The following is a 19,327-nucleotide window of genomic DNA, read 5'->3' as shown; positions in this document are numbered from 1 at the left end:
CGGCCGTTAAGCCACTGGCACCTGAAGCCAGCGCGTCTACCAATTCCACCACCTGGGCATGCCGTTGGGGGCACGGAGGCGGTTACTACGGATCGGTGACGCGGTTGTCAATTCATGCTTGAACCGCGCCCGGGGTTGCCGATTGCGCATCGCAAAACGGCCCGATACAAGCCTCCCTCAGATCTACTCTTCCCGCAGGATTGGACCCCATGGCATCGAATCTGGAAACTCTCGTCACGGTTTTCGGCGGATCGGGGTTTTTGGGCCGGAATGTCGTCCGCGCGCTGTGCAAGCGCGATTACCGGGTCCGGGTGGCGGTTCGGCGGCCGGAACTGGCCGGATTCCTCCAGCCCTCGGGCAAGGTCGGGCAGGTCCACACCATCCAGGCGAATCTGCGCTACCCGGCGTCGGTCGAGGCGGCGGTGCGTGATTCGGATGTTGTGATCAATCTGGTCGGCATCCTCGCCGAGAGCGGCGCGCAGAGCTTTGACGCCGTCCAGGCCAAGGGCGCCGAGACGGTCGCCAAGGCGGCGGCCGCCGTGGGCGCCCGGATGGTGCATGTCTCGGCGATCGGCGCCGACGCGGAGTCGCCCTCGCGCTATGCCAAGGCCAAGGCGGCCGGCGAGGCGGCGGTGATGGCGGCGGTGCCGTCGGCCACGATCTTCCGCCCGTCGGTGGTGTTCGGGCCCGAGGACCAGTTCACCAACCGCTTTGCCGCGCTCGCCAGGATGTCGCCGGTGCTGCCGCTGGTCGGCGCGGACACCAAGATGCAGCCGGTCTATGTCGGCGACGTCGCCACTGCGATTGCGGATGCGGTCGATGGCAAGGCCAAGGCAGGCGCGACCTACGAGCTCGGCGGGCCGGAGGTGCTGACCATGCGCGAGATCATCGAGGCCATTCTGGCCATCACCGCTCGCAAGCCGATGCTGGTGCCGCTGTCGTTCGGGCTCGCCCGCTTCCAGGCCAACTTCCTGCAATTCGCGCCGAGCGCATTCAAGCTGACGCCGGACCAGGTCACGATGCTCGAGCGCGACAACATCGTCTCGGATGCGGCGAAGGCCGCAGGCCTGACGCTGGAAGGCCTCGGCATCGCCGCCGATTCGCTGGAGGCGATCGCCCCGCAATATCTCTGGCGTTTTCGCGCCGCCGGCCAGTTCCAGCGCATGAGCGTGTGAGGCTCTTTCTTCACCTCTCCCCGTAAGAACGGGGCGAKGGGGCGCACCGCCGCTGCGGCGAGCACTCGCGCGTCACACGACTTTCAAAACTTCAGCTTCTTGAACACCGCCTCCGGCAGCGTCTTGATGATCAGCATCACGAGCCGCCATTTGCCGCTGACATAGACGACGTCGGTCTTGTTCTCGACGGCCTGAAGGATCGCATCGCCCACCACGGGTGCTTCGACGGTGAGCGGGCCGATCAGCTTCATGCCTTCCGTCATTTTCGTGCGGACGAAGCCGGGTTTCACGGTGACGACGTGCACGCCCTTGCTGCTGGCGCGGGCGCGCAGGCCGGACAGGAACGCGGAGAAGCCGGCCTTGGCCGAGCCGTAGACATAGTTCGAGGCACGGCCGCGATCGCCGGCAACGGATGACACGCCGACGAGCGTGCCGCTGCCGCGCGCCAAAAACTTTTCGGCGAACAGGCCGAGGATCAGCGACGGCCCTTCGTAGTTGGAGCGCATGATCGTCGTGGCGTGCGCGAGATCGCTCTCGGCGTTCTCCTGCACGCCCAGCAGGCCGACGATCGAGATGACGACATCGGGCAATGCGGGGAGACCGCCGACGAAGCCGTCGAACGACGCGGTGTCGAGCACGTCGAATGTCCACGTGCTGCTTGTGACAGCGTAGCGCGCGCGCAGGTCGGCGGCGTCAGGCTCAAGCGCGGCGACGTCGCGACCCGCGAGGGCGACATCGTATCCCGCCTTGGCAAAGGCACGCGCCGCGGCGCGTCCGATATCGGAGGAGCCACCCAGCACCAACACAGTCTTGCGCGACGTCACGGCTGCACCTCATCAAACAGGCGTTGTGAAAGTTTCGACCGGATGTTGCCCGCGGGATCGAGCGACTTTCGGATCGCGTTGAACCGTTGCAGGGCGGGATAGCCCGCCTCGAAGGTCGCGCGTGACTGGCGCGCATCCTTGGCGAGATAGAGCCTGCCGCCGGCGGCGACGACCAGGCGGTCGATCTCGTCGAGGAAATTCAGGATGTCGCCCTTCACCGGGAAATCCAGCGCCAGCGTGTAGCCGGGCAGCGGAAACGACAGAATGCCGTCGCCCTGGCCGAGCTTCTTCAGCACCGCGAGGAAGGAGGCGTCACCGCGCCTTGCGACGCGGCCGAGGATCTCGCCGAGCACGTCGCGCGCGCCTGGCTCCGGGATCACGCATTGATGCTGGAGGAAGCCGCGCTTTCCATAGATGCGATTCCAGCCACCGATGCTGTCGAGCGGGAAGAAATAGGGGAAGATCGAAACCACATGGCTGCCGCCGGCGCGCCGCGCACCCATGCGGTAATAGAGCTCGTTGAAGGCGCGGACGCTGTAGCGGTTCAGCGTCATCGACGGCAAGTCGATGGGGATGGAGAGCCCGGGATCCCTGCCGGCCGGAAACCGATCGGCGCCGTCGGCAAGCTGGTCCGCGCCGGCGTGCTCGCCGAGATAGATCAGCGAGCGGCCGAGGTTGCTGCCGGCCGCCGCGCAATCGATCCACGCCACCGAATAGGTCGCGGAATCGCTCGCCTCGAGCGCGCGCATCGCGGCATCGAGATCGGCCGCGGAAATCACCCGCTCGCGGATCCAGCCGGTTTCGACGGTGCGCAGCCGGATCGTCGCCTCCAGGATGATTCCGGTCAGGCCCATGCCGCCGATGGTCGCAAGGAAGGCATCGGCATGGTGCTCGCGCGAGGCCTCGATGGTCTCGCCCTGCCCGGTGCGCAGCAGGATGCTCTCGACATAGCGGCCGAAGCCGCCCTCGCAATGATGGTTCTTGCCGTGCACGTCGGCGGCAATGGCGCCGCCCACCGAGACGAAGCGCGTGCCGGGCACGACGAAGGGCAGGAAGCCGCGCGGACCAAAAGTGTCGATCAGGTCCGACAGCAGCACGCCGGCTTCGAGGCGGATGCGGCCGGTCGCCGGATCGAACGACCTGACCCGGTCGAACCCGGTCATCGCCACGGTCCGGCTGGCGCCGATCGCGGCATCGCCATAGGCGCGGCCATTGCCGCGCGCCGCCGAGCCGGTCACCACGGCTTCGCCCACGGCCTCGAACGACCGCGGACGCAGCACATCGCTATCGACGACCGGGAAACGCCCCCAGCCGCTGACGAGGGTCATGGTTCAGCTCCTGTGCGAGGTGCGCGCCTTGCGTTGGAAACTGCCTACCGGTCAAAAGCTTATATTGCGTTGAGAACGCCGGTCTAACCGGGCGGCGTAGCCCGGATGAAGCGCAGCGTAATCCGGGGCCGTCAGCGCTTGTGGCACGATCCCGGATTGCGCTGCGCTCCATCCGGGCTACGGGCCATAAAGTTAACGGCCGAGCGCCAGCGCGATCAGGCCGAGCGTTCCGACGATGACGCGCCACCAGGCGAACACCACGAAGCCGTGGCGGGTGACGTATTCCAGGAAGGTCTTCACCACGATGATCGCGGTGATGAACGACACCACGAAGCCGATCGCGACGACGCCCATGTGGTCCATCGTCATCTCGGAGCGGTTCTTGTAGAAGTCGTAGGCGAACGCGCCGATCATGGTGGGGATGGCGAGGAAGAACGAGAACTCCGCCGCCGCGCGCTTGTCGGCCCCCAGGAACATCGCGGCGACGATGCTGGCGCCGGAGCGCGACACGCCCGGGATCATCGCTATGCACTGCGCGATGCCGATATAGAGATACATCAGCAGCGGAAACCGGGTGGCGTCATGCTCGCGCGCCTTGAGATCGAGCCGATCGACCCACAACAGGATGGCGCCGCCGACGATCAGCGAGAAGCACACCACCCACGGATTGAACAGCATGCTCTTGATGTATTTGCCGGCGACCAGGCCGACGATGACCGCGGGCAGGAACGCCACCAGCACGCCGATCACGAAGCGGCGCGCATAGGCGTCGCCGGCGAACATGCCGATCGCGACATCCCACAATTTCTTGAAGTACAGCACGACGATCGCAAGGATCGCGCCGAGCTGGATCAGAACCGTAAACGAATCCCAGAAGGCACCCTCGCCGAGGCCAAAAAAGCGTTCCGCGAGCAGCAGGTGGCCGGTCGAGGAAACGGGAAGGAACTCGGTCACACCCTCGATGATCCCGAGGATCACTGCCCGTATTTCATCTGACATATTTACGGTCCATTTCGGCTGGAAAAGCGGGGCTCTTCTCGCCCATTCGCCTCTTTGCTGCAATCGCAAAATGCGCCATCACGGCCTTGCCTCGCGGTTTTGAAGGACTAGTGTGGCGCCGAACAAACATTGATGGATTCTTAAGCACCACCCAATAATCAAAGGCTGCATGTTTACGCTGTTTCATCATCCGTTCTGTCCGCATTCGCGTTTCATCCGCCTGATCGCGGGCGAATACGGGCTCGAGCTGCGCCTCGTCGAGGAGCGCAGCTGGGAGCGGCGCGAGGCATTTCTCTTGCTCAATGCCGCGGGCACCACGCCGGTCCTGGTGGACGAGGAACAGCCGCCGATACCGGGCGCCGCCATCATCGCGGAGTATCTCGACGAGGCCTATGGCGCCGAGATGGGGCCCAAGCGGCTGATGCCGGAGACGGTCACCGAGCGCGTCGAGGTGCGCCGGCTGATGGCCTGGTTCAACGAAAAGTTCTTCGAGGAAGTTTCACACCCTCTCGTCACCGAACGCATCTACAAGCGCTTCATGAACGAGGAGGACGGCGGCGGCGCGCCCTCGGCCGACGTGATGCGCGCGGCAAAAGCCAATGTGCGCTATCATCTGGCCTATATCGGCTGGCTGGCGCAGACCCGTAACTTCCTCGCCGGCGACCGGCTCTCCTACGCGGATCTCGCCGCCGCGGCGCATCTTTCGGCGATCGACTATCTGGGCGACGTGCCATGGAGCGAGGACGACGCAGCAAAGGCGTGGTACGCGCGGGTGAAATCCCGCCCGTCGTTCCGTCCGCTGCTGAGCGAATGGCTGGCCGGCGTGCCGGCGTCGCGGACCTATGTGGACCTGGATTTCTGAACCCCGATCCGGCTGAATTGAAGGCGGCGCTCGCGCGCGAGGCGCAGACGCTCGGCTTCGACTGCATCGGTATCACCGAGCCCGGCGCCATCGAAGACGCCGGAAGGCATTTTCTCGAATTCATCGCCTCCGGCGGCCATGGCGACATGGACTGGCTCGCCGCGCAGCCGGAGCGCCGCGTCGATCCGCGCGGGCTGTGGCGGGACGTGCGCTCCGTGATCATGCTCGGCGTCAATTACGGCCCCGACCAGGATCCGCTGGCGATCCTGCAACAGCGCACGCGCGCGGCGATCTCGGTCTATGCGCAGGGCGACGACTATCACGACCTGATCAAGAAGCGGCTGAAGGCCTTGGCGCGCTGGCTGGTTGCGACCGCACCGTCGGAAGTGAAGGTGTTCGTCGACACCGCGGCGGTGATGGAGAAGCCCTTGGCGCAGGCCGCGCATCTCGGCTGGCAAGGCAAGCACACCAACCTCGTCTCGCGCGAGTTCGGCTCGTGGCTGTTTCTCGGCGCGATCTACACCACGCTCGAATTGCCGCGCGACGACGCCGAGATCGATCATTGCGGCTCGTGCCGGGCGTGTCTCGACATCTGCCCGACCGCGGCATTTCCCGCGCCCTACAAGCTCGATGCGCGGCGCTGCATCTCGTACCTCACCATCGAGAACAAGGGACCGATCCCGCAAGAGTTTCGCAAAGCCATCGGCAACCGCATCTATGGCTGCGACGACTGCCTCGCCGCCTGCCCCTGGAACAAGTTCGCGCAAGAGGGCCGCGAGGCAAAACTCGCGGCGCGTGACGCGTTGCGTGCGCCTGGTCTTGCCGAGCTCGCACGGCTCGATGACGCCGCGTTTCGCGCCCTGTTCACGAAGTCGCCGGTCAAGCGCATCGGCCGCGACCGCTTCTTGCGCAATGTGCTGATCGCGATCGGCAACTCCGGCGATGCGGCGCTGGCCGAGGCGGCGCGGCGATTGCTGGATGATGCGAGCCCGCTGGTTCGCGGGGCGGCGGTGTGGGCGCTGGGGCAGCTGGTGCGGAGTGAGGAATTTGCGGCGATGAAGCTGGATATGCTCAAGCGCGAATTGGATGATGCCGTGCGTGAGGAATGGGACCTCGCCTCCTGACCCTCACTGTCATGCCCCGCGAAGGCGGGGCATCCAGTACGCCGCGGCCTTTCGATTCAATCACCGCCGTCTTTGGAATACTGGATCGCCCGCCTGCGCGGGCGATGACACCTGTTGTTGCGGTCGGCTTACGCGCATACACCCACACTTGATTTCCCCGCGCGTTCCCGCAAAGTCGCGCATCATGACAAACACGCCTTTCTTCACCCGCGACGGCGATACATTCCATCCGACGGAAGCCGCCAACGGTCCCTGGGATCCGAAATCGCTGCACGGACGCGTCATCGTCGGCCTCGTCGGCTGCGCCATCGAGGAGCGTCATTCCGGTCCTGAATTCGTGCCGGCGCGCCTCACCGTCGACATGTTCCGGCTGCCGACCATCGACAAGCCGATCGAGGTGACGACGCGGCTGGTGCGCGACGGTCTGCGCATCCGCGTGGTCGAGGCGGAGTTTGTTTCCGGCGGCGTCAGCATGGCGCGCGCCTCCTGCCAGCTGTTGCGCCGGACGCAGAATTCCGACGGCAATGTCTGGTCGCCGCCGAACTGGGACGTGCCGAAGCCGGCTGATATTCCGCCGCCGACCGATCCGCGGCTCGGCATGCACGGCAAATGGACGACGCGGCCGATCGTCGGCCATATGGGTTCGCTCGGCCCGCGCCGGCTCTGGATGAGCGAGGTGCGCGAGCTCGTCGCGGGCGTGCCGATGACACCGTTCGTGCATGTCGCCACCGGCGCCGATTTCGCAAGCCCCTTTGCCAATGCCGGCGACAAGGGGCTCGGCTACATCAACAGCGACGTGACGATCTATCTGCACCGGCTGCCGGTGACGAACTGGATCGGCTTCGAGGTGGTGAACCATCACGCCACCGACGGTGTCGCGATCGGCGAATGCTGGCTCTACGACGAGCAGGGCGCGATCGGCACCGCGACGGTGGCCGCGCTGGCGCAGCGCAAGCCGATGGCGAATCCGTCGAAGCGGTAGGGACGCCCTCGTCGTCATTCCGGGGCGCGACGAAGTCGCGAGCCCGGAATCCATAGCCACGATCGGGAGTATGGATTCCGGGCTCGCGCCAAGAGGCGCGCCCCGGAATGACGAGAGGAGAGAGCCGTGCGCCTACCCCAGATGCCGCTTCATCTCCGGCCGCGCTTTCAGTTCGGCGCCCTGCTTTCCGACGATCTTCGCAATCCGTTCCGGCGCGAACTTCAGGTCGACGAAGGCGGGTGCAGTGTTGGCGACCTCGCGATAGCTCGCGATCCTGGCGTCGCGGAGCGTCATGATCGCCACGCCCTCGAACATCGCCCGCGCGCCGTTCGCGTCCGACAGCGTCGAGCGGTAGCTGAACGTATAGCGCGCATAGAGCGTGGTGCCGTCGGACACGGGATCATGCATGTCCCAGCGGAAATCGCTCGCGGTGCGATAGAACCAGTCGTCGATCATCGCGGCGATTTTCACACGCCCTGCGAAGACGCCGTAGAACACGTCGTGATAGACGCCGTCTTCGGTGAAGAGATCCGCGAAGGCACGGCCGTTGCGCTGCTCGACGGCATCGCAGAAGGCGCGCAGCATGGCGGTGGCGGTCATTGGCGTGGCTCCTTCCCCGTTCTCCGTCATGCCCCGCCACCGGGTCTCGCCTTCGGCGAGCCCGATGACAGGCTCCGGCGAGGCATCCAGTACGCCGCGGCCCATCGGCTCAATCACGACCGCTGGTGGAATACTGGATCGTCCGCCTTCGCGGACGATGACACCGACTGTTTAGAGACACTTCACCCGAACTCCGCCACCGCGGCAAGCATGCGGGCGATGTCCTGCGGGCGCGACAGGCGATGGTCGCCGTCCTGGATCATGGTCAGCACGACGTCGTCGGCCGGCAGGCGGTGCGTCAGCGCGAAGGCGTGCTGCCACGGCACGTCCGGATCCTGCGCGCCTTGCAGGATGCGGACGGGGCAGCCGAGATCGATGGCGCTGCCGAGCACGAGGTGGTTGCGGCCCTCCTCGATCAGGTTCCGCGTGATCGGATAGGGCGAGCCGTCGCCGTATTCGGACGGTCTCAGCCAGAAGCCCTTGGTCTCGATCTCCTGCTTCACCGCGGGCGAAAATTTCTTCCACATCAGCTCTTCGGTGAAGTCGGGCGCCGGCGCGATCAGCACCAGGCCCGCCAGCGACGCCTTCGCTTGCTGTTCTCCCTGCCGCTTGCGGATTTCGCGTGCGAGCAGCAGCGCCATCCAGCCGCCCATGGAGGAGCCGATCACGACCTGCGGGCCGTCGCAGAGGCGCTCGAACACCGTCACGCTCTCCTCGAGCCAGCGCCCGATGGTTCCGTCGGCGAAATCGCCGCCGGATTCGCCGTGGCCGGAATAGTCGAACCGCACCGCGGCGCGGCCGTGCCCGCTGGCCCAGCCGTCGAGCGCCACCGCCTTGCTGCCCTGCATGTCCGACTTGAAGCCGCCGAGCCAGAACAGGCCGGGGCCGGTTCCGGCGCGGCTGCGCACCGCGATCTTGCGTGCCGAGGGGCCCTCGCCCATTTCGATGAAGTCGAGCACGGCTTCGGAAATCGCATTGGTCATGGAACGTTTACTCGGGCTGTGCGGTTTGAGGTGTCTTGGTTTGAGCTATTTTGGCCGCTTCGGCGGCATAATCGGCTATCAACCCTGTCCTTTTGGGGCGCTTGCGGAACCGGAGCAAGGTGTCTATGTCGAGCGGCGTGCCGATGGGCGTGACCAAAATGCCTCGCATTTGAGGGTTTTCGATCGCGGTACACGCGACTTGCTTGCCGGCCAACGCTTCTTCCTTCAAACTAGCCGCTTCCTTTCACAACTTTGGAGAACCACCCATTCGCCGTCCTAATAGAGCCCCGGCCCCTGCCAGCAAAGACGGGCCGCGCATCAATGATGATATCCGCAATGCGCAGATCCAGCTGATCGATCAGACCGGCGATAACAAGGGCACGGTCGAGACCGTCGTGGCCATCCGCATGGCCCAGGAAGCTGGCATGGATCTGGTCGAGATTTCGCCGAATGTCAGCCCTCCCGTCTGCAAGATCATGGACTACGGSAAGTACAAGTATTCCGCCCAGAAGAAAGCCGCCGAGGCCCGCAAGCGGCAGAAGACCGTCGAGATCAAGGAGATCAAGCTCCGCCCGATGATCGACGATCACGATTACGACGTGAAGATGCGCGCGATGCAGCGGTTCTTCGAAGAGGGCGACAAGGTCAAGATCACGCTGCGCTATCGCGGCCGCGAAATGGCGCACCAGGAAATCGGCACCAAGCTGCTGGACAAGATCAAAAGCGACGTCGCCGAACTCGCCAAGGTCGAGCAGGACGCCAGGTTCGAGGGCCGTCAGGTCGTCATGGTGCTGGCGCCACGCTGACGCCGGTTGTTCAAGTTTGAGAGTTCAACGGCCCGTCCGGATCTCCGGCGGGCCGTTTTGGTTTGTGCAGTTTGGCGGGAACATCGCTCGCGGCGAACTCGCTGCAACCTCTCCCGCTTGCGGGAGAGGTCGGCGCGAAGCGCCGGGTGAGGGCGCTCACCTCTTGGGGGGTCCTCGCTTGCGGAGACACCCTCTCCCCAACCCTCCCCCGCAGGCGGGGGAGGGAGCGCACCGTCGTCTTGGCGCCAGCTACGACCGCGTCGCCTGCCAGGTGCCCTGGCAGCGGTCGCCGGAGATGATGCCGTTCCAGGAGCCCGCGCCCACCGCACCGGCGAGCCGGCCGCCGCCACTGGCGTGGGAGGCGCCGACCGAGACATGGACCGCGACGGCGCCAGAGCGGTTGACCAGGCCCGAGACCCGGCCGCCGCCGGCGGATGACACCCGGCTGCCCGTCACGGTGAACGGAACACTGTAACCCGAGCTGCAATTGCCGCGGGTGGTGGCGAAGGTGACGTTCCAGACGCCGTCATAGCGACCGACACGGGCGTCGGCGGTCGAGGGGATGGCGGCTGCGGCGAGCACGGCAAAGAGCGCCAGGCGGCGCGGAAAGCGGACGGAGAAACACGGGAAATCGGCCATTTGGGTCCACCTCCGGGCAGGAAATGTGGGGCGATCTCGAATAGTCGGCAAGCCCGTTGCCGCGGTTCATCGTTGCCATTTGGCTCCTGCTCTGTCATAAGCCCAGCCTTCATCGCCCGGCTGATTTAAGGGCTGCCGCGGCGGTGTCCGTGCGGGTTTCGCGCTGGTTCGCAAAACCTGAGCACAATCAACGCTCTAACGAGCATTTTAGACGGCCAGCCGCCTTCACGGGCGGCATTCTGTTGTGGCCATAGGAGAGCAAAATGCCCAAGCTGAAGACCAAATCGGGCGCTAAAAAGCGCTTCAAGGTGACTGCCACCGGCAAAGTGATGCACGCCCAGCGCGGCAAGCGTCACGGCATGATCAAGCGGACGAAGAAGCAGATCCGTCAGCTCCGCGGCACCCGCGTGCTGTTCAAGACCGACGGCGACAACGTCAAGAAGTACTTCTTGCCGAACGCCTGATCGCGTCCACGATCACTGCCACCGAGCCGCGTTCCGCGCGGCAATCCGAAAACCAAAGTCATCTCTGAAGGATATTTGTCATGTCTCGCGTCAAACGCGGTGTGACCGCCCACGCCAAGCACAAGAAAGTCTACAAGGCCGCCAAGGGCTTCTACGGCCGCCGCAAGAACACCATCCGCGCCGCCAAGCCGGCCGTCGAGAAGGCCCAGCAGTACGCCTTCCGCGACCGCAAGCGCAAGAAGCGCACCTTCCGCGCGCTCTGGATCCAGCGCCTCAATGCGGCCGTGCGTCCGTTCGGCATGACCTACAGCCGATTTATCAACGGCCTCGCCAAGTCGGGCATCACGGTCGACCGCAAGGTGCTGTCGGATCTCGCGATCAACGAGCCCGCGTCGTTCCAGGCGATCGCCGAGAAGGCCAAGGCTGCGCTGGCTGCCTGAGAGGCCGCTCGCGCCGGCTGAGCAACGCAACGCTAACGGCCGGCTCCGCCGGCCTTCAGCGCTCTTCGCGAGTAGCGCTGGGCGACCTCCGCCCGGCAGAAGGCTGTGGCCGAGAGATACATCGTGCCGGACTTGTTCCGGTATTTCCGGTCGCAGACCCGCAACTCGCGCTGAAAGCTGAGCGTCTGCGGCGGCTTCAGGGCCTTGAGAAAATCGGCCTCGCACTTCTTCTCGACCGCTGCGCCGAATTGCACATCGCCGCTGGCACCGTACGCGCAGGCTTCGAACAGCTTCATGGCGCGGTCGCAGCCCGGCGCTGCGTCGAGGGCGGCGATGATGTCGTCCATCGAATTGGATTTGGCCGGGCATTCTTCGGTCGCGGCCTGCGCCGCACCCGCCAGAAGCGCCAGGGCCAGACCGGCCAGGCATGATCGCAGACGCATCGTCCTCTCCTTCGATTTCCCGTTGGTGCCAGCCATGCCAATACGGTTCAAGTCCCCGACGGTCTCCACGCTCTAGACGGCTTGACGTTCCGGCCCGGCTGCGGCCACAACCCGGCAGCCTTTTGAAAGGATCTGACCGTGTCCGACCTCGCCAGTCTCGTCCAATCCATCCTCGCGCAGATTACCGCCGCCGGCGACGAAGCCGCGCTCGAAGCCGTCCGTGTCGCCTCCCTCGGCAAGAAGGGCTCGATCTCGGCATTGCTCGCAACGCTGGGCAAGATGTCGCCGGACGAGCGCAAGACGCAAGGGGCCGCGATCAACCAGGCCAAGGACGAGGTCACCCAGGCGCTTGCTGCACGGCGCGACGTGCTGAAATCTGCGGCGCTCGATGCGCGGCTCGCCTCCGAGACCATCGACGTCACCCTGCCGCTGCGCGATGCGCCGGCAGAGGCCGGCCGCATCCATCCGCTGAGCCAGGTCTGGGACGAGCTCACGACGATCTTCGCCGACATGGGATTTTCGGTCGCCGAAGGTCCCGACATCGAGACCGACGACTACAATTTCACCAAGCTGAATTTCCCGATCGGCCATCCCGCGCGCGAGATGCACGACACCTTCTTCTTCCATCCGAAGGAGGACGGCTCGCGCATGCTGCTCAGAACCCACACCTCGCCGGTGCAGGTGCGCACCATGCTGAGCCAGAAGCCGCCGATCCGCGTGATCTGCCCGGGCCGCACCTATCGCATCGATTCGGACGCGACCCACACCCCGCAATTCCACCAGGTCGAAGGCCTCGTGATCGACAAGCACTCGCATCTCGGCCACCTCAAATGGATCCTGCACGAGTTCTGCAAGGCGTTCTTCGAGGTCGACCACATCAACATGCGCTTCCGGCCCTCGTTCTTCCCGTTCACCGAGCCGTCGCTGGAAGTCGACATCCAGTGCCGCCGCGACAAGGGCGAGATCCGCTTCGGCGAAGGCGAGGACTGGCTCGAGATTTTGGGCTGCGGCATGGTGCACCCGAACGTGCTGCGCGCCTGCGGCATCGATCCGGACGAGTACCAGGGTTTTGCCTGGGGCATGGGCATCGACCGCATCGCCATGCTGAAATACGGCATGAGCGATCTGCGCCAGCTGTTCGACAGCGACGTCCGCTGGCTGTCCCACTACGGCTTCAAGCCGCTGGAAGTCCCGACGCTCGCGGGGGGATTGAGCACGTGAACCTGAGCGCCGTCCCAGAGCAATATCGCGGCCTGCGGTCGTTCGCCTTCGGCGACGGCCCGGCGCTCGCCGACGAGTTGCTCGATCTCGTGATCCGGGGCGTCAAGACCGCGACATGCAGCACCGAGGACGAGCCCAACACCTCGACGCCGGGCGAACGCTGGATCGTGCTGGACGGACGCGGAGAGCCACGCTGCATCATCGAATCGACCGAGGTGAGCTATCGCCGCTTCGGCGAGGTCGATGCGGCCTTTGCCTTCGACGAAGGCGAAGGTGATCGCAGTCTCGACTACTGGCGCAACGCGCATCGCAACTATTTCAGTCGGCAAGGCAAGTTTCGCGAAGACATGATGCTGATGTGCGAACGCTTCCGCCTGGTCGAGGTTTTCTAGGAACGCAAAATGAAATTCACGCTCTCCTGGCTGAAAGATCATCTCGACACCGACGAGCCGCTGGACAAGCTCGCCGACAAGCTCACCATGATCGGGCTCGAGGTCGAGAACATCGAGGACAAGGCGAAGGCCCTGAAGCCGTTCACCATCGCGAAGGTGATCTCGGCCGAGCAGCATCCGAACGCGGAGCGGCTGCGCGTCTGCATGGTCGACACCGGCGACGGTGGCGCGCCGGTGCAGGTCGTGTGCGGCGCGCCGAACGCGCGCGCTGGCCTGGTCAGCGTGTTCTCGCCGCCCGGGACCTACATTCCCGGCAAGGACATCACGCTCGGTGTCGGCACCATCCGCGGCGTCGAGAGCCGCGGCATGCTGTGCTCGGCGGCTGAGCTTCAGATCTCCAACGACCATGATGGCATCATGGAATTGCCGGCGGACGCGCCGATCGGGGCTCCTTACGCCGAATGGGCCGCGCTCGGCGATCCCGTGATCGAGATCAATCTGACGCCGAACCGGCAGGACTGCACCGGCGTGCACGGCATCGCGCGCGATCTCGCCGCCGCCGACATGGGCAAGTTCAAGGATCCGACCATCAAGGCCGTGAAGGGTGAATTCCCCTGCCCGGTGAAGGTGACGGTCGAGGACGCCACGCTGTGCCCGGGCTTCGCGCTGCGCCTGGTGCGCGGCGTCAAGAACGGCCCGTCGCCGGAATGGCTGCAAAAGCGGCTGACCGCGATTGGCTTGCGTCCGATCAATGCGCTGGTCGACATCACCAATTTCATGACGTTCGATCGCGCCCGGCCGCTGCATGTGTTCGACGCCAGGAAGGTGAGGGGCAACCTCGTCGTGCGCCGCGCCCGCGACGGCGAGAGCCTGCTCGCGCTCGACGGCCGCACCTACAACCTCGATCCCAACATCTGCGTGATCGCGGATGAGCACGGCGTCGAATCGCTCGCCGGCATCATGGGCGGCGAAGCCTCGGGCTGCGACGAGAATACCACCGACGTGCTGATCGAATCGGCGCTGTGGAACGAGATCAACATCGCCCAGACCGGGCGCAAGCTCGGCATCAACTCGGATGCGCGCTACCGCTTCGAGCGCGGCGTCGACCCGGCCTTCATGGTGCCGGGGCTGGAGCTCGCGACCAGGCTGGTGATGGAGTTGTGCGGCGGCGCGCCGTCGGAGACTATCGTGGTCGGAAAGGCCTTTGGCGACGACCGCGTGATCGATTTCCCGGTCACCGAGGTCAAGCGGCTGTCCGGCATCGAGGTGCCGCAGCCGGAGATGAAGCGCATCCTGACCCATCTCGGCTTCATGATGGCGGGCCCGGGCCCGGTGGTGAAGGTCGCGGTGCCGTCCTGGCGCTCGGACGTGCACGGCAAGGCCGACATCGTCGAGGAGATCGTGCGCATCTTCGGTATCGACAAGGTACCGATGACGCCGTTCGAACGCGGCGAGGACGCGCGCAAATCCGTGCTGACGCCGATCCAGCTCCGCACCCGCCGCGCCAGGCGCGCGCTCGCGAGCCGCGGCATGATCGAGGCGGTGACGTGGTCGTTCATCGCGAAGCCTGCGGCCGAACTGTTCGGCGGCGGCCAGCGCGAGCTCGAAGTGGCCAATCCGATCGCGTCGGACCTGTCCGACATGCGCCCGACCCTGTTGGCCGGCCTGATCGCGGCCGCGCAGGCCAATGCCGATCGCGGCCTTGGCGATGTCGCGCTGTTCGAGGTCGGCCAGGTGTTCAAGGGCGATCGCCCGCAGGATCAGTTCATGGCAGCGAGCGGCATCCGCCGCGGCTTTGCCGCCTCGGAAGGTCTCGGACGGCACTGGTCGGGCTCGGCGGCCGCCGATGTGTTCGATGCCAAGGCCGATGCGCTCGCGGTGCTGGCTGCCGCCGGCGCGCCGATGCAGGCGCTGCAAATCGTGGCCGGCGGACCGGCCTGGCTGCATCCGGGCCGCTCYGGCACCATCCAGATCGGCCCGCAGAACGTGCTCGGCACGTTCGGCGAGATGCATCCGCGCGCGCTCGAGGCGCTCGGCGCCGACGGCCCGCTGATGGTGTTCGAGGTGATCCTCGACCGCATCCCCGAGGCGAAGAAGAAGCCGACGCGCGCCAAGCCCGCGATCGAGTTGTCGGCGTTCCAGCCGGTGTCGCGCGACTTCGCCTTCATCGTCGACCGTACCGTCAAGGCCGGCGACATCGTGCGCGCCGCGCAAGGCGTCGACAAGAAGCTGATCACCGGCGTGAACGTGTTCGACGTCTATGAGGGCAAGGGCATCGATGACGACAAGAAGTCTGTCGCGATCGCGGTGACGATCCAGCCGCGCGAGAAGACGCTAACCGACCAGGAGATCGAGGCCGTGGCCGCGAAAATCGTGGCCGAGGTGACGAAGAAGACCGGCGGCACGCTGAGGGCATGATGCCGAAAAGCGTGCAGCGGTTTCCGGATCACGTCATGCTCCAGAAACAATAGAGCATGACGCCTACTGACTTTCTCCCGAAGGACGTCAGCCTCACCATTGCGATGGCGCTCTGCGCCGTCGCTTTCATCTCGGGCGCCGCGCGCGGCTTCTCGGGCTTCGGCTCGGCGCTGATCTTCATGCCGCTGGCGAGCAGTATCGCGGCGCCGCGGCTGGTCGCAGCGCTGCTGCTCGTCATCGATTTCGTTGCGGCCGCGCCGCTCTTGCCGGATGCATGGCGGAAGGCGGACCGCAATGCCACTGCCGTGATCGTGCTGGGCGCGCTGGTCGGCGTGCCCGTCGGCACCTATTTCCTCAGCGTGCTCGAACCGGTCACCACGCGCTGGATCATCTCCTGCTTCGTCGCCGCGCTGCTGCTCTTGCTGCTGTCGGGCTGGCGCTATCGCGGCAAGGACCACGCCTGGCTCTCGGTCGGGATCGGCGGCCTCTCGGGCTTCTGTAGCGGGCTGGCGCAAACCGGCGGCCCGCCGATCGTCGGCTACTGGCTCGGCCGCCCGATCGCCCCGATCGTGGCGCGCGCCAACATCCTGCTGTTCTTCGGCGCGTCGGATTTCTTCTCGATGGTCAGCTACGCGACGACAGGCCTGATCTCACGCGAATCGCTGGTGCTGTCGCTGATCGTCGGCCCGGTCTACGCCATCGGCGTCGCGTTCGGTGCCTCGCTGTTCGGCCGCGCCAGCGAGACGGTGTTCCGCGGCATCTGCTATGTGCTGATTGCGATTGCGGTGATCGCCGGGCTGCCGCTGCTGGATGGGATTTTGCGATAACTCCCTCCGAGTCGTCCTGGCGAAAGCCAGGACCCATTACCCCGGTCAGCTTTTGTAGCGCGAGCTGATCACCACGAGTCTTCGCCAAACCACTCCCTGTGGTTATGGGTCCCGGCCTTCGCCGGGACGACAAGTGAGTTTGTCGCCGCTCAATTGCCCTACAGCCGCGGCGTCCGGCGCTTCTTCGTCGATTGCGTCGGCACATCGGCCGGCTCGTCCCTGAGTGCGCCGATCTTGCGGAGCGCGGCCTCCGCGGCGCGCTCGCCGCTTTCCCAGGCGCCGTCGACGGTGCCCCAAAGCGTGTCGTGCGCTGCCTCGCCCGCGAGGAACATGCAGCCGATCGGCTCGGCCAGAATTCTTCGCGAGAGCTGGCCGCCGGGCGAGGCCGCCGACATCGCGCCCATCACGAACGGCGAGGCGTTCCAGCGCGTGGCGCTGGTCTTCTGCACGGTCGCCGCCGCCTCGCTGCCGAACAGCTTTGTGATCCATTCCCTGGCGAAGGCGATCATGGCTTTTTCGCCCTGCTCCGAGAGATCGCGGCCGAACGAGCCGCCGACATCGATCGAGCACAGCGAGGAGCCGCCGATATTGGCGAACATCAGCGCCGTGCGCGTCGAATTGCTCTGCTCGATCAGGATGTCGTCGCGCGACAGTCCGAGCGGATTGCCCGGCAGCTGCAGCACGATGTGATCGTAGCTGCCGAGCGTGAGCTTTGCGGCGGCATCGAGCGTGCGCTTCGGGATGTCGGGCGCGAACTTGATCGCGCCCGCGGTCAGCACATTGGTCGAGACCGTGATGATGGCGGCGCGCGCGGCGATCTTGCCGGACGGCGTCTCCACGCTGACGTCGCGATTGCTCCAGGCGATGCGGCTCGCCGGCGTCGCCAGCGCGACCGGCGCCTGCTCGCCGAGCTTGCTGATCAGCGTGCCGAGGCCCTGGCGGCAGGCGATCGCGGCATTGCGGTCCTGCGCGCGGGCCTTGTCGATCGCCGACAGCTCCTTCAGGTCCTTGCCGGCAAAGCTCGCACCCAGCACGAACTCGGCCGCGCCCGCCCAATCGCCGAGATCCTTCGGCAGCACCGCGGCGCAGGATGTATCGAGCTTGCCGCGCGCGGCTTCGTCGATGGCGCGGTTGGCACGCACCAGCGCCGCCAGAAATTCCTCGGTCTCGCCGGCGCGCGCATTGCGGCGACCGATGCGCATCCTCTGGCCCGACGGCGCCGGCAGCACGTCGAGCCCGGCGCTGCGCGCCAGCCGGATCATCGGATTGGTCTCGGGATTGTGCATCCAGCGCGCGCCGCGATCGAACGGCACGTCGAACGTCGTCGCATCCGTGATGCAGCGGCCGCCGATCTGCGATGCCGCTTCCACCACCACGACCTTGCGATTGGCCGCCATGACGCGCCGCGCCGCGGCAATCCCGGCCGCGCCTGCGCCGATCACGACAATGTCAGCCTCGCGCGGCAGGGGTGCGGCCGTTGCGCGCAGGACCGGCGCTGCGGCAAGGGCTGCCGACGCCGATAGGAAGCTGCGGCGCGTGATTGTCATGTCATGGTTTCCGGGGACTTGCGGCGAACGGGAACAGCTAGCGAACCTTGCCGCATCCGATGTTGCGCGGCAACTATCATGGTGAATCAATCGTGCTTGACCTCACGGGGCTATGAACTGAATTGCAACACGTTTCGACCATGGTAGAGAAGGAAAAAACAAGGCCGGAAAAGGCCATGGGGAGTTCGACATGGGGACCGTCCTAGACTCAGTCGGCAAGCTGATTGCCGCGTACCTCTCGAAGGAGGTGCCGGGCTATGAGCCGTTCACGCCGAGCGATCCGGAGCATCTGCGCGGCATCATCGAGCCCGGCGACGTGCTGCTGGTCGAGGGCAACAACCGCATTTCCGGCATCATCAAATACCTGACGCAGTCGACCTGGTCGCACGCCGCGCTCTATGTCGGGCCGATCGAGGGGGCGGAAGAGCCCAATGGCGAGCAGCACGTGCTGATAGAGGCCAATATCGGCGAAGGCGTCACCTCCGCGCCGCTATCGAAATATTTCCCCTATCACACCCGCGTCTGCCGCCCGGTCGGGCTGTCCCACGAGGACCGCACCACGGTCTGCCGCTATGCGATCAACCGCATCGGCTTCGGCTACGACACCAAGAACATCGTCGATTTGATGCGCTTCCTGTTTCCGCTGCCGATCCCGCAGCGCTGGCGGCGGCGCATGATCGCGATCGGCTCGGGCGATCCCACCAAGATCATCTGCTCGGCGCTGATCGCGCAGGCCTTCGACGCCGTACGCTATCCGATCCTGCCGAAGATCACCAAGGCCGGCAGCCGCGCCGCCCGCCGCGAGATCCTGCACATCCGCGATTCCTCGCTCTACATGCCCCGCGACTTCGACATCTCGCCCTATTTCGAAGTCGTCAAACCCACCATCGTGCACGGGTTCGACTACACCGCCCTGCACTGGGCCGACAAGCAAAAGCCGCTCGAGGAGGTAGCCGGCACGTTCGGTGTGTTTCCAGAAGCGATCAGTGCGCCGCCGCTCGTTCCTGAAGCGATTGACGAAGAGGCGCCGGTTCCGGCTGAAGAAGTGATCGGGCAGCCCGCCGAGATGGTCGAACGCGTTACCATCTCGGAGCATTTCCTGCTGCTGAAGAAGATCGCGATGTACCGCCCGCGCCGACGGGCACGCACGCGCGAGAGGGCGGCGTAACTCCGCCGTCGTCCCGGCGAAGGCCGGGACCCATACCGCGTGATTTATCGATTGCAGGCGGTAGTCGTACCGAACCACGAGTCTT

The 19,327-nt window shown here is 65.6% G+C and carries 21 protein-coding genes; 12 read left to right on the top strand and 9 right to left on the bottom strand.

Annotated elements, in window-relative coordinates; all coding sequences use genetic code 11:
- Nucleotides 1–209: 209 nt before the first annotated feature.
- Nucleotides 210–1,175: a complex I NDUFA9 subunit family protein gene (locus ACXJMY_RS31295; protein WP_456623201.1), complete on the top strand. Its 966-nt coding sequence runs from the start codon at nucleotides 210–212 to the stop codon at nucleotides 1,173–1,175.
- 83 nt (nucleotides 1,176–1,258) lie between these two features.
- Here ACXJMY_RS31295 and ACXJMY_RS31290 read toward each other — a convergent pair whose 3' ends face one another.
- The 3 genes from ACXJMY_RS31290 to ACXJMY_RS31280 all read right to left on the bottom strand — a co-directional run bounded on the left by ACXJMY_RS31290 (nucleotide 1,259) and on the right by ACXJMY_RS31280 (nucleotide 4,326).
- Entirely contained in the window at nucleotides 1,259–1,999 is a 741-nt protein-coding gene (locus ACXJMY_RS31290) for an SDR family oxidoreductase (RefSeq protein WP_456623200.1), read from the bottom strand.
- Complete coding sequence (locus tag ACXJMY_RS31285) at nucleotides 1,996–3,327, bottom strand: FAD-binding protein (RefSeq protein ID WP_456623199.1); 1,332 nt, start codon at nucleotides 3,325–3,327, stop codon at nucleotides 1,996–1,998. Before ACXJMY_RS31285 ends, ACXJMY_RS31290 begins: the two co-directional genes overlap by 4 nt.
- A 192-nt stretch (nucleotides 3,328–3,519) precedes the next feature.
- Nucleotides 3,520–4,326, bottom strand: a complete 807-nt coding sequence (locus ACXJMY_RS31280) for an undecaprenyl-diphosphate phosphatase (protein ID WP_456623198.1) — start codon at nucleotides 4,324–4,326, stop codon at nucleotides 3,520–3,522.
- A 169-nt stretch (nucleotides 4,327–4,495) separates the two neighbouring features.
- Here ACXJMY_RS31280 and ACXJMY_RS31275 point away from each other — a divergent pair, with 169 nt between their 5' ends.
- The 3 genes from ACXJMY_RS31275 (at nucleotide 4,496) to ACXJMY_RS31265 (ending at nucleotide 7,294) form a co-directional block, all read left to right on the top strand.
- The gene (locus ACXJMY_RS31275; protein WP_456623197.1) at nucleotides 4,496–5,188 is read left to right on the top strand and encodes a glutathione S-transferase family protein; all 693 of its coding nucleotides are present in this window, start codon (nucleotides 4,496–4,498) and stop codon (nucleotides 5,186–5,188) included.
- Nucleotides 5,137–6,312: a tRNA epoxyqueuosine(34) reductase QueG gene (queG, locus tag ACXJMY_RS31270; RefSeq protein WP_456623196.1), complete on the top strand. Its 1,176-nt coding sequence runs from the start codon at nucleotides 5,137–5,139 to the stop codon at nucleotides 6,310–6,312. Before ACXJMY_RS31275 ends, queG begins: the two co-directional genes overlap by 52 nt.
- Before the next feature lie 184 nt (nucleotides 6,313–6,496).
- Nucleotides 6,497–7,294, top strand: a complete 798-nt coding sequence (locus ACXJMY_RS31265) for an acyl-CoA thioesterase domain-containing protein (protein ID WP_456623195.1) — start codon at nucleotides 6,497–6,499, stop codon at nucleotides 7,292–7,294.
- A gap of 132 nt (nucleotides 7,295–7,426) precedes the next feature.
- On the opposite strand, the gene ACXJMY_RS31260 is transcribed toward ACXJMY_RS31265, so the two are convergent.
- The 3 genes from ACXJMY_RS31260 to ACXJMY_RS31250 form a co-directional block, all read right to left on the bottom strand.
- Nucleotides 7,427–7,894: a nuclear transport factor 2 family protein gene (locus ACXJMY_RS31260; protein WP_456623194.1), complete on the bottom strand. Its 468-nt coding sequence runs from the start codon at nucleotides 7,892–7,894 to the stop codon at nucleotides 7,427–7,429.
- A 182-nt stretch (nucleotides 7,895–8,076) separates the two neighbouring features.
- Nucleotides 8,077–8,877 (bottom strand): alpha/beta hydrolase, encoded by an 801-nt coding sequence (locus ACXJMY_RS31255; protein WP_456623193.1) that lies wholly within the window; start codon nucleotides 8,875–8,877, stop codon nucleotides 8,077–8,079.
- Between the two features lie 7 nt (nucleotides 8,878–8,884).
- Nucleotides 8,885–9,091: a hypothetical protein gene (locus ACXJMY_RS31250; protein ID WP_456623192.1), complete on the bottom strand. Its 207-nt coding sequence runs from the start codon at nucleotides 9,089–9,091 to the stop codon at nucleotides 8,885–8,887.
- Between the two features lie 52 nt (nucleotides 9,092–9,143).
- On the opposite strand from ACXJMY_RS31250, the gene infC reads away from it, so the two are divergent.
- Complete coding sequence (gene infC / locus ACXJMY_RS31245) at nucleotides 9,144–9,683, top strand: translation initiation factor IF-3 (RefSeq protein ID WP_456623204.1); 540 nt, start codon at nucleotides 9,144–9,146, stop codon at nucleotides 9,681–9,683.
- A 249-nt stretch (nucleotides 9,684–9,932) separates the two neighbouring features.
- On the opposite strand, the gene ACXJMY_RS31240 is transcribed toward infC, so the two are convergent.
- Nucleotides 9,933–10,322, bottom strand: coding sequence for a hypothetical protein (locus tag ACXJMY_RS31240; protein ID WP_456623191.1), 390 nt, complete (start codon nucleotides 10,320–10,322; stop codon nucleotides 9,933–9,935).
- Between the two features lie 263 nt (nucleotides 10,323–10,585).
- Here ACXJMY_RS31240 and rpmI point away from each other — a divergent pair, with 263 nt between their 5' ends.
- Nucleotides 10,586–10,786 carry a 50S ribosomal protein L35 gene (gene rpmI / locus ACXJMY_RS31235; protein WP_008539890.1) on the top strand — a complete coding sequence of 67 codons (201 nt, stop codon included), beginning with the start codon at nucleotides 10,586–10,588 and terminating at the stop codon, nucleotides 10,784–10,786.
- A gap of 80 nt (nucleotides 10,787–10,866) precedes the next feature.
- Complete coding sequence (gene rplT / locus ACXJMY_RS31230) at nucleotides 10,867–11,226, top strand: 50S ribosomal protein L20 (RefSeq protein WP_456623190.1); 360 nt, start codon at nucleotides 10,867–10,869, stop codon at nucleotides 11,224–11,226.
- A 32-nt stretch (nucleotides 11,227–11,258) separates the two neighbouring features.
- Here rplT and ACXJMY_RS31225 read toward each other — a convergent pair whose 3' ends face one another.
- Entirely contained in the window at nucleotides 11,259–11,669 is a 411-nt protein-coding gene (locus tag ACXJMY_RS31225; protein WP_456623189.1) for a hypothetical protein, read from the bottom strand.
- Nucleotides 11,670–11,807: 138 nt separating this feature from the next.
- On the opposite strand from ACXJMY_RS31225, the gene pheS reads away from it, so the two are divergent.
- The 4 genes from pheS to ACXJMY_RS31205 are packed head-to-tail and all read left to right on the top strand — an operon-like array spanning nucleotide 11,808 to nucleotide 16,527.
- On the top strand, nucleotides 11,808–12,890 hold the full coding sequence (gene pheS / locus ACXJMY_RS31220; RefSeq protein WP_456623188.1) for a phenylalanine--tRNA ligase subunit alpha: 1,083 nt from the start codon (nucleotides 11,808–11,810) through the stop codon (nucleotides 12,888–12,890).
- Between the two features lie 2 nt (nucleotides 12,891–12,892).
- Entirely contained in the window at nucleotides 12,893–13,282 is a 390-nt protein-coding gene (locus ACXJMY_RS31215; RefSeq protein WP_456623203.1) for an ASCH domain-containing protein, read from the top strand.
- Nucleotides 13,283–13,291: 9 nt separating this feature from the next.
- On the top strand, nucleotides 13,292–15,700 hold the full coding sequence (gene pheT, locus ACXJMY_RS31210) for a phenylalanine--tRNA ligase subunit beta (RefSeq protein WP_456623187.1): 2,409 nt from the start codon (nucleotides 13,292–13,294) through the stop codon (nucleotides 15,698–15,700).
- Nucleotides 15,701–15,756: 56 nt separating this feature from the next.
- Entirely contained in the window at nucleotides 15,757–16,527 is a 771-nt protein-coding gene (locus ACXJMY_RS31205) for a sulfite exporter TauE/SafE family protein (protein WP_456623186.1), read from the top strand.
- Between the two features lie 158 nt (nucleotides 16,528–16,685).
- Here the strand turns inward: ACXJMY_RS31205 and ACXJMY_RS31200 are convergent, their stop codons facing one another.
- Nucleotides 16,686–18,074 (bottom strand): flavin monoamine oxidase family protein, encoded by a 1,389-nt coding sequence (locus ACXJMY_RS31200; protein ID WP_456623185.1) that lies wholly within the window; start codon nucleotides 18,072–18,074, stop codon nucleotides 16,686–16,688.
- 190 nt (nucleotides 18,075–18,264) lie between these two features.
- On the opposite strand from ACXJMY_RS31200, the gene ACXJMY_RS31195 reads away from it, so the two are divergent.
- Nucleotides 18,265–19,242, top strand: a complete 978-nt coding sequence (locus ACXJMY_RS31195; protein WP_456623184.1) for a YiiX/YebB-like N1pC/P60 family cysteine hydrolase — start codon at nucleotides 18,265–18,267, stop codon at nucleotides 19,240–19,242.
- Nucleotides 19,243–19,327 lie beyond the last annotated feature (85 nt).

The organism is Bradyrhizobium sp. P5_C12 (assembly GCF_054049735.1).
This window is presented reverse-complemented; position numbering and strand designations above follow the sequence as displayed.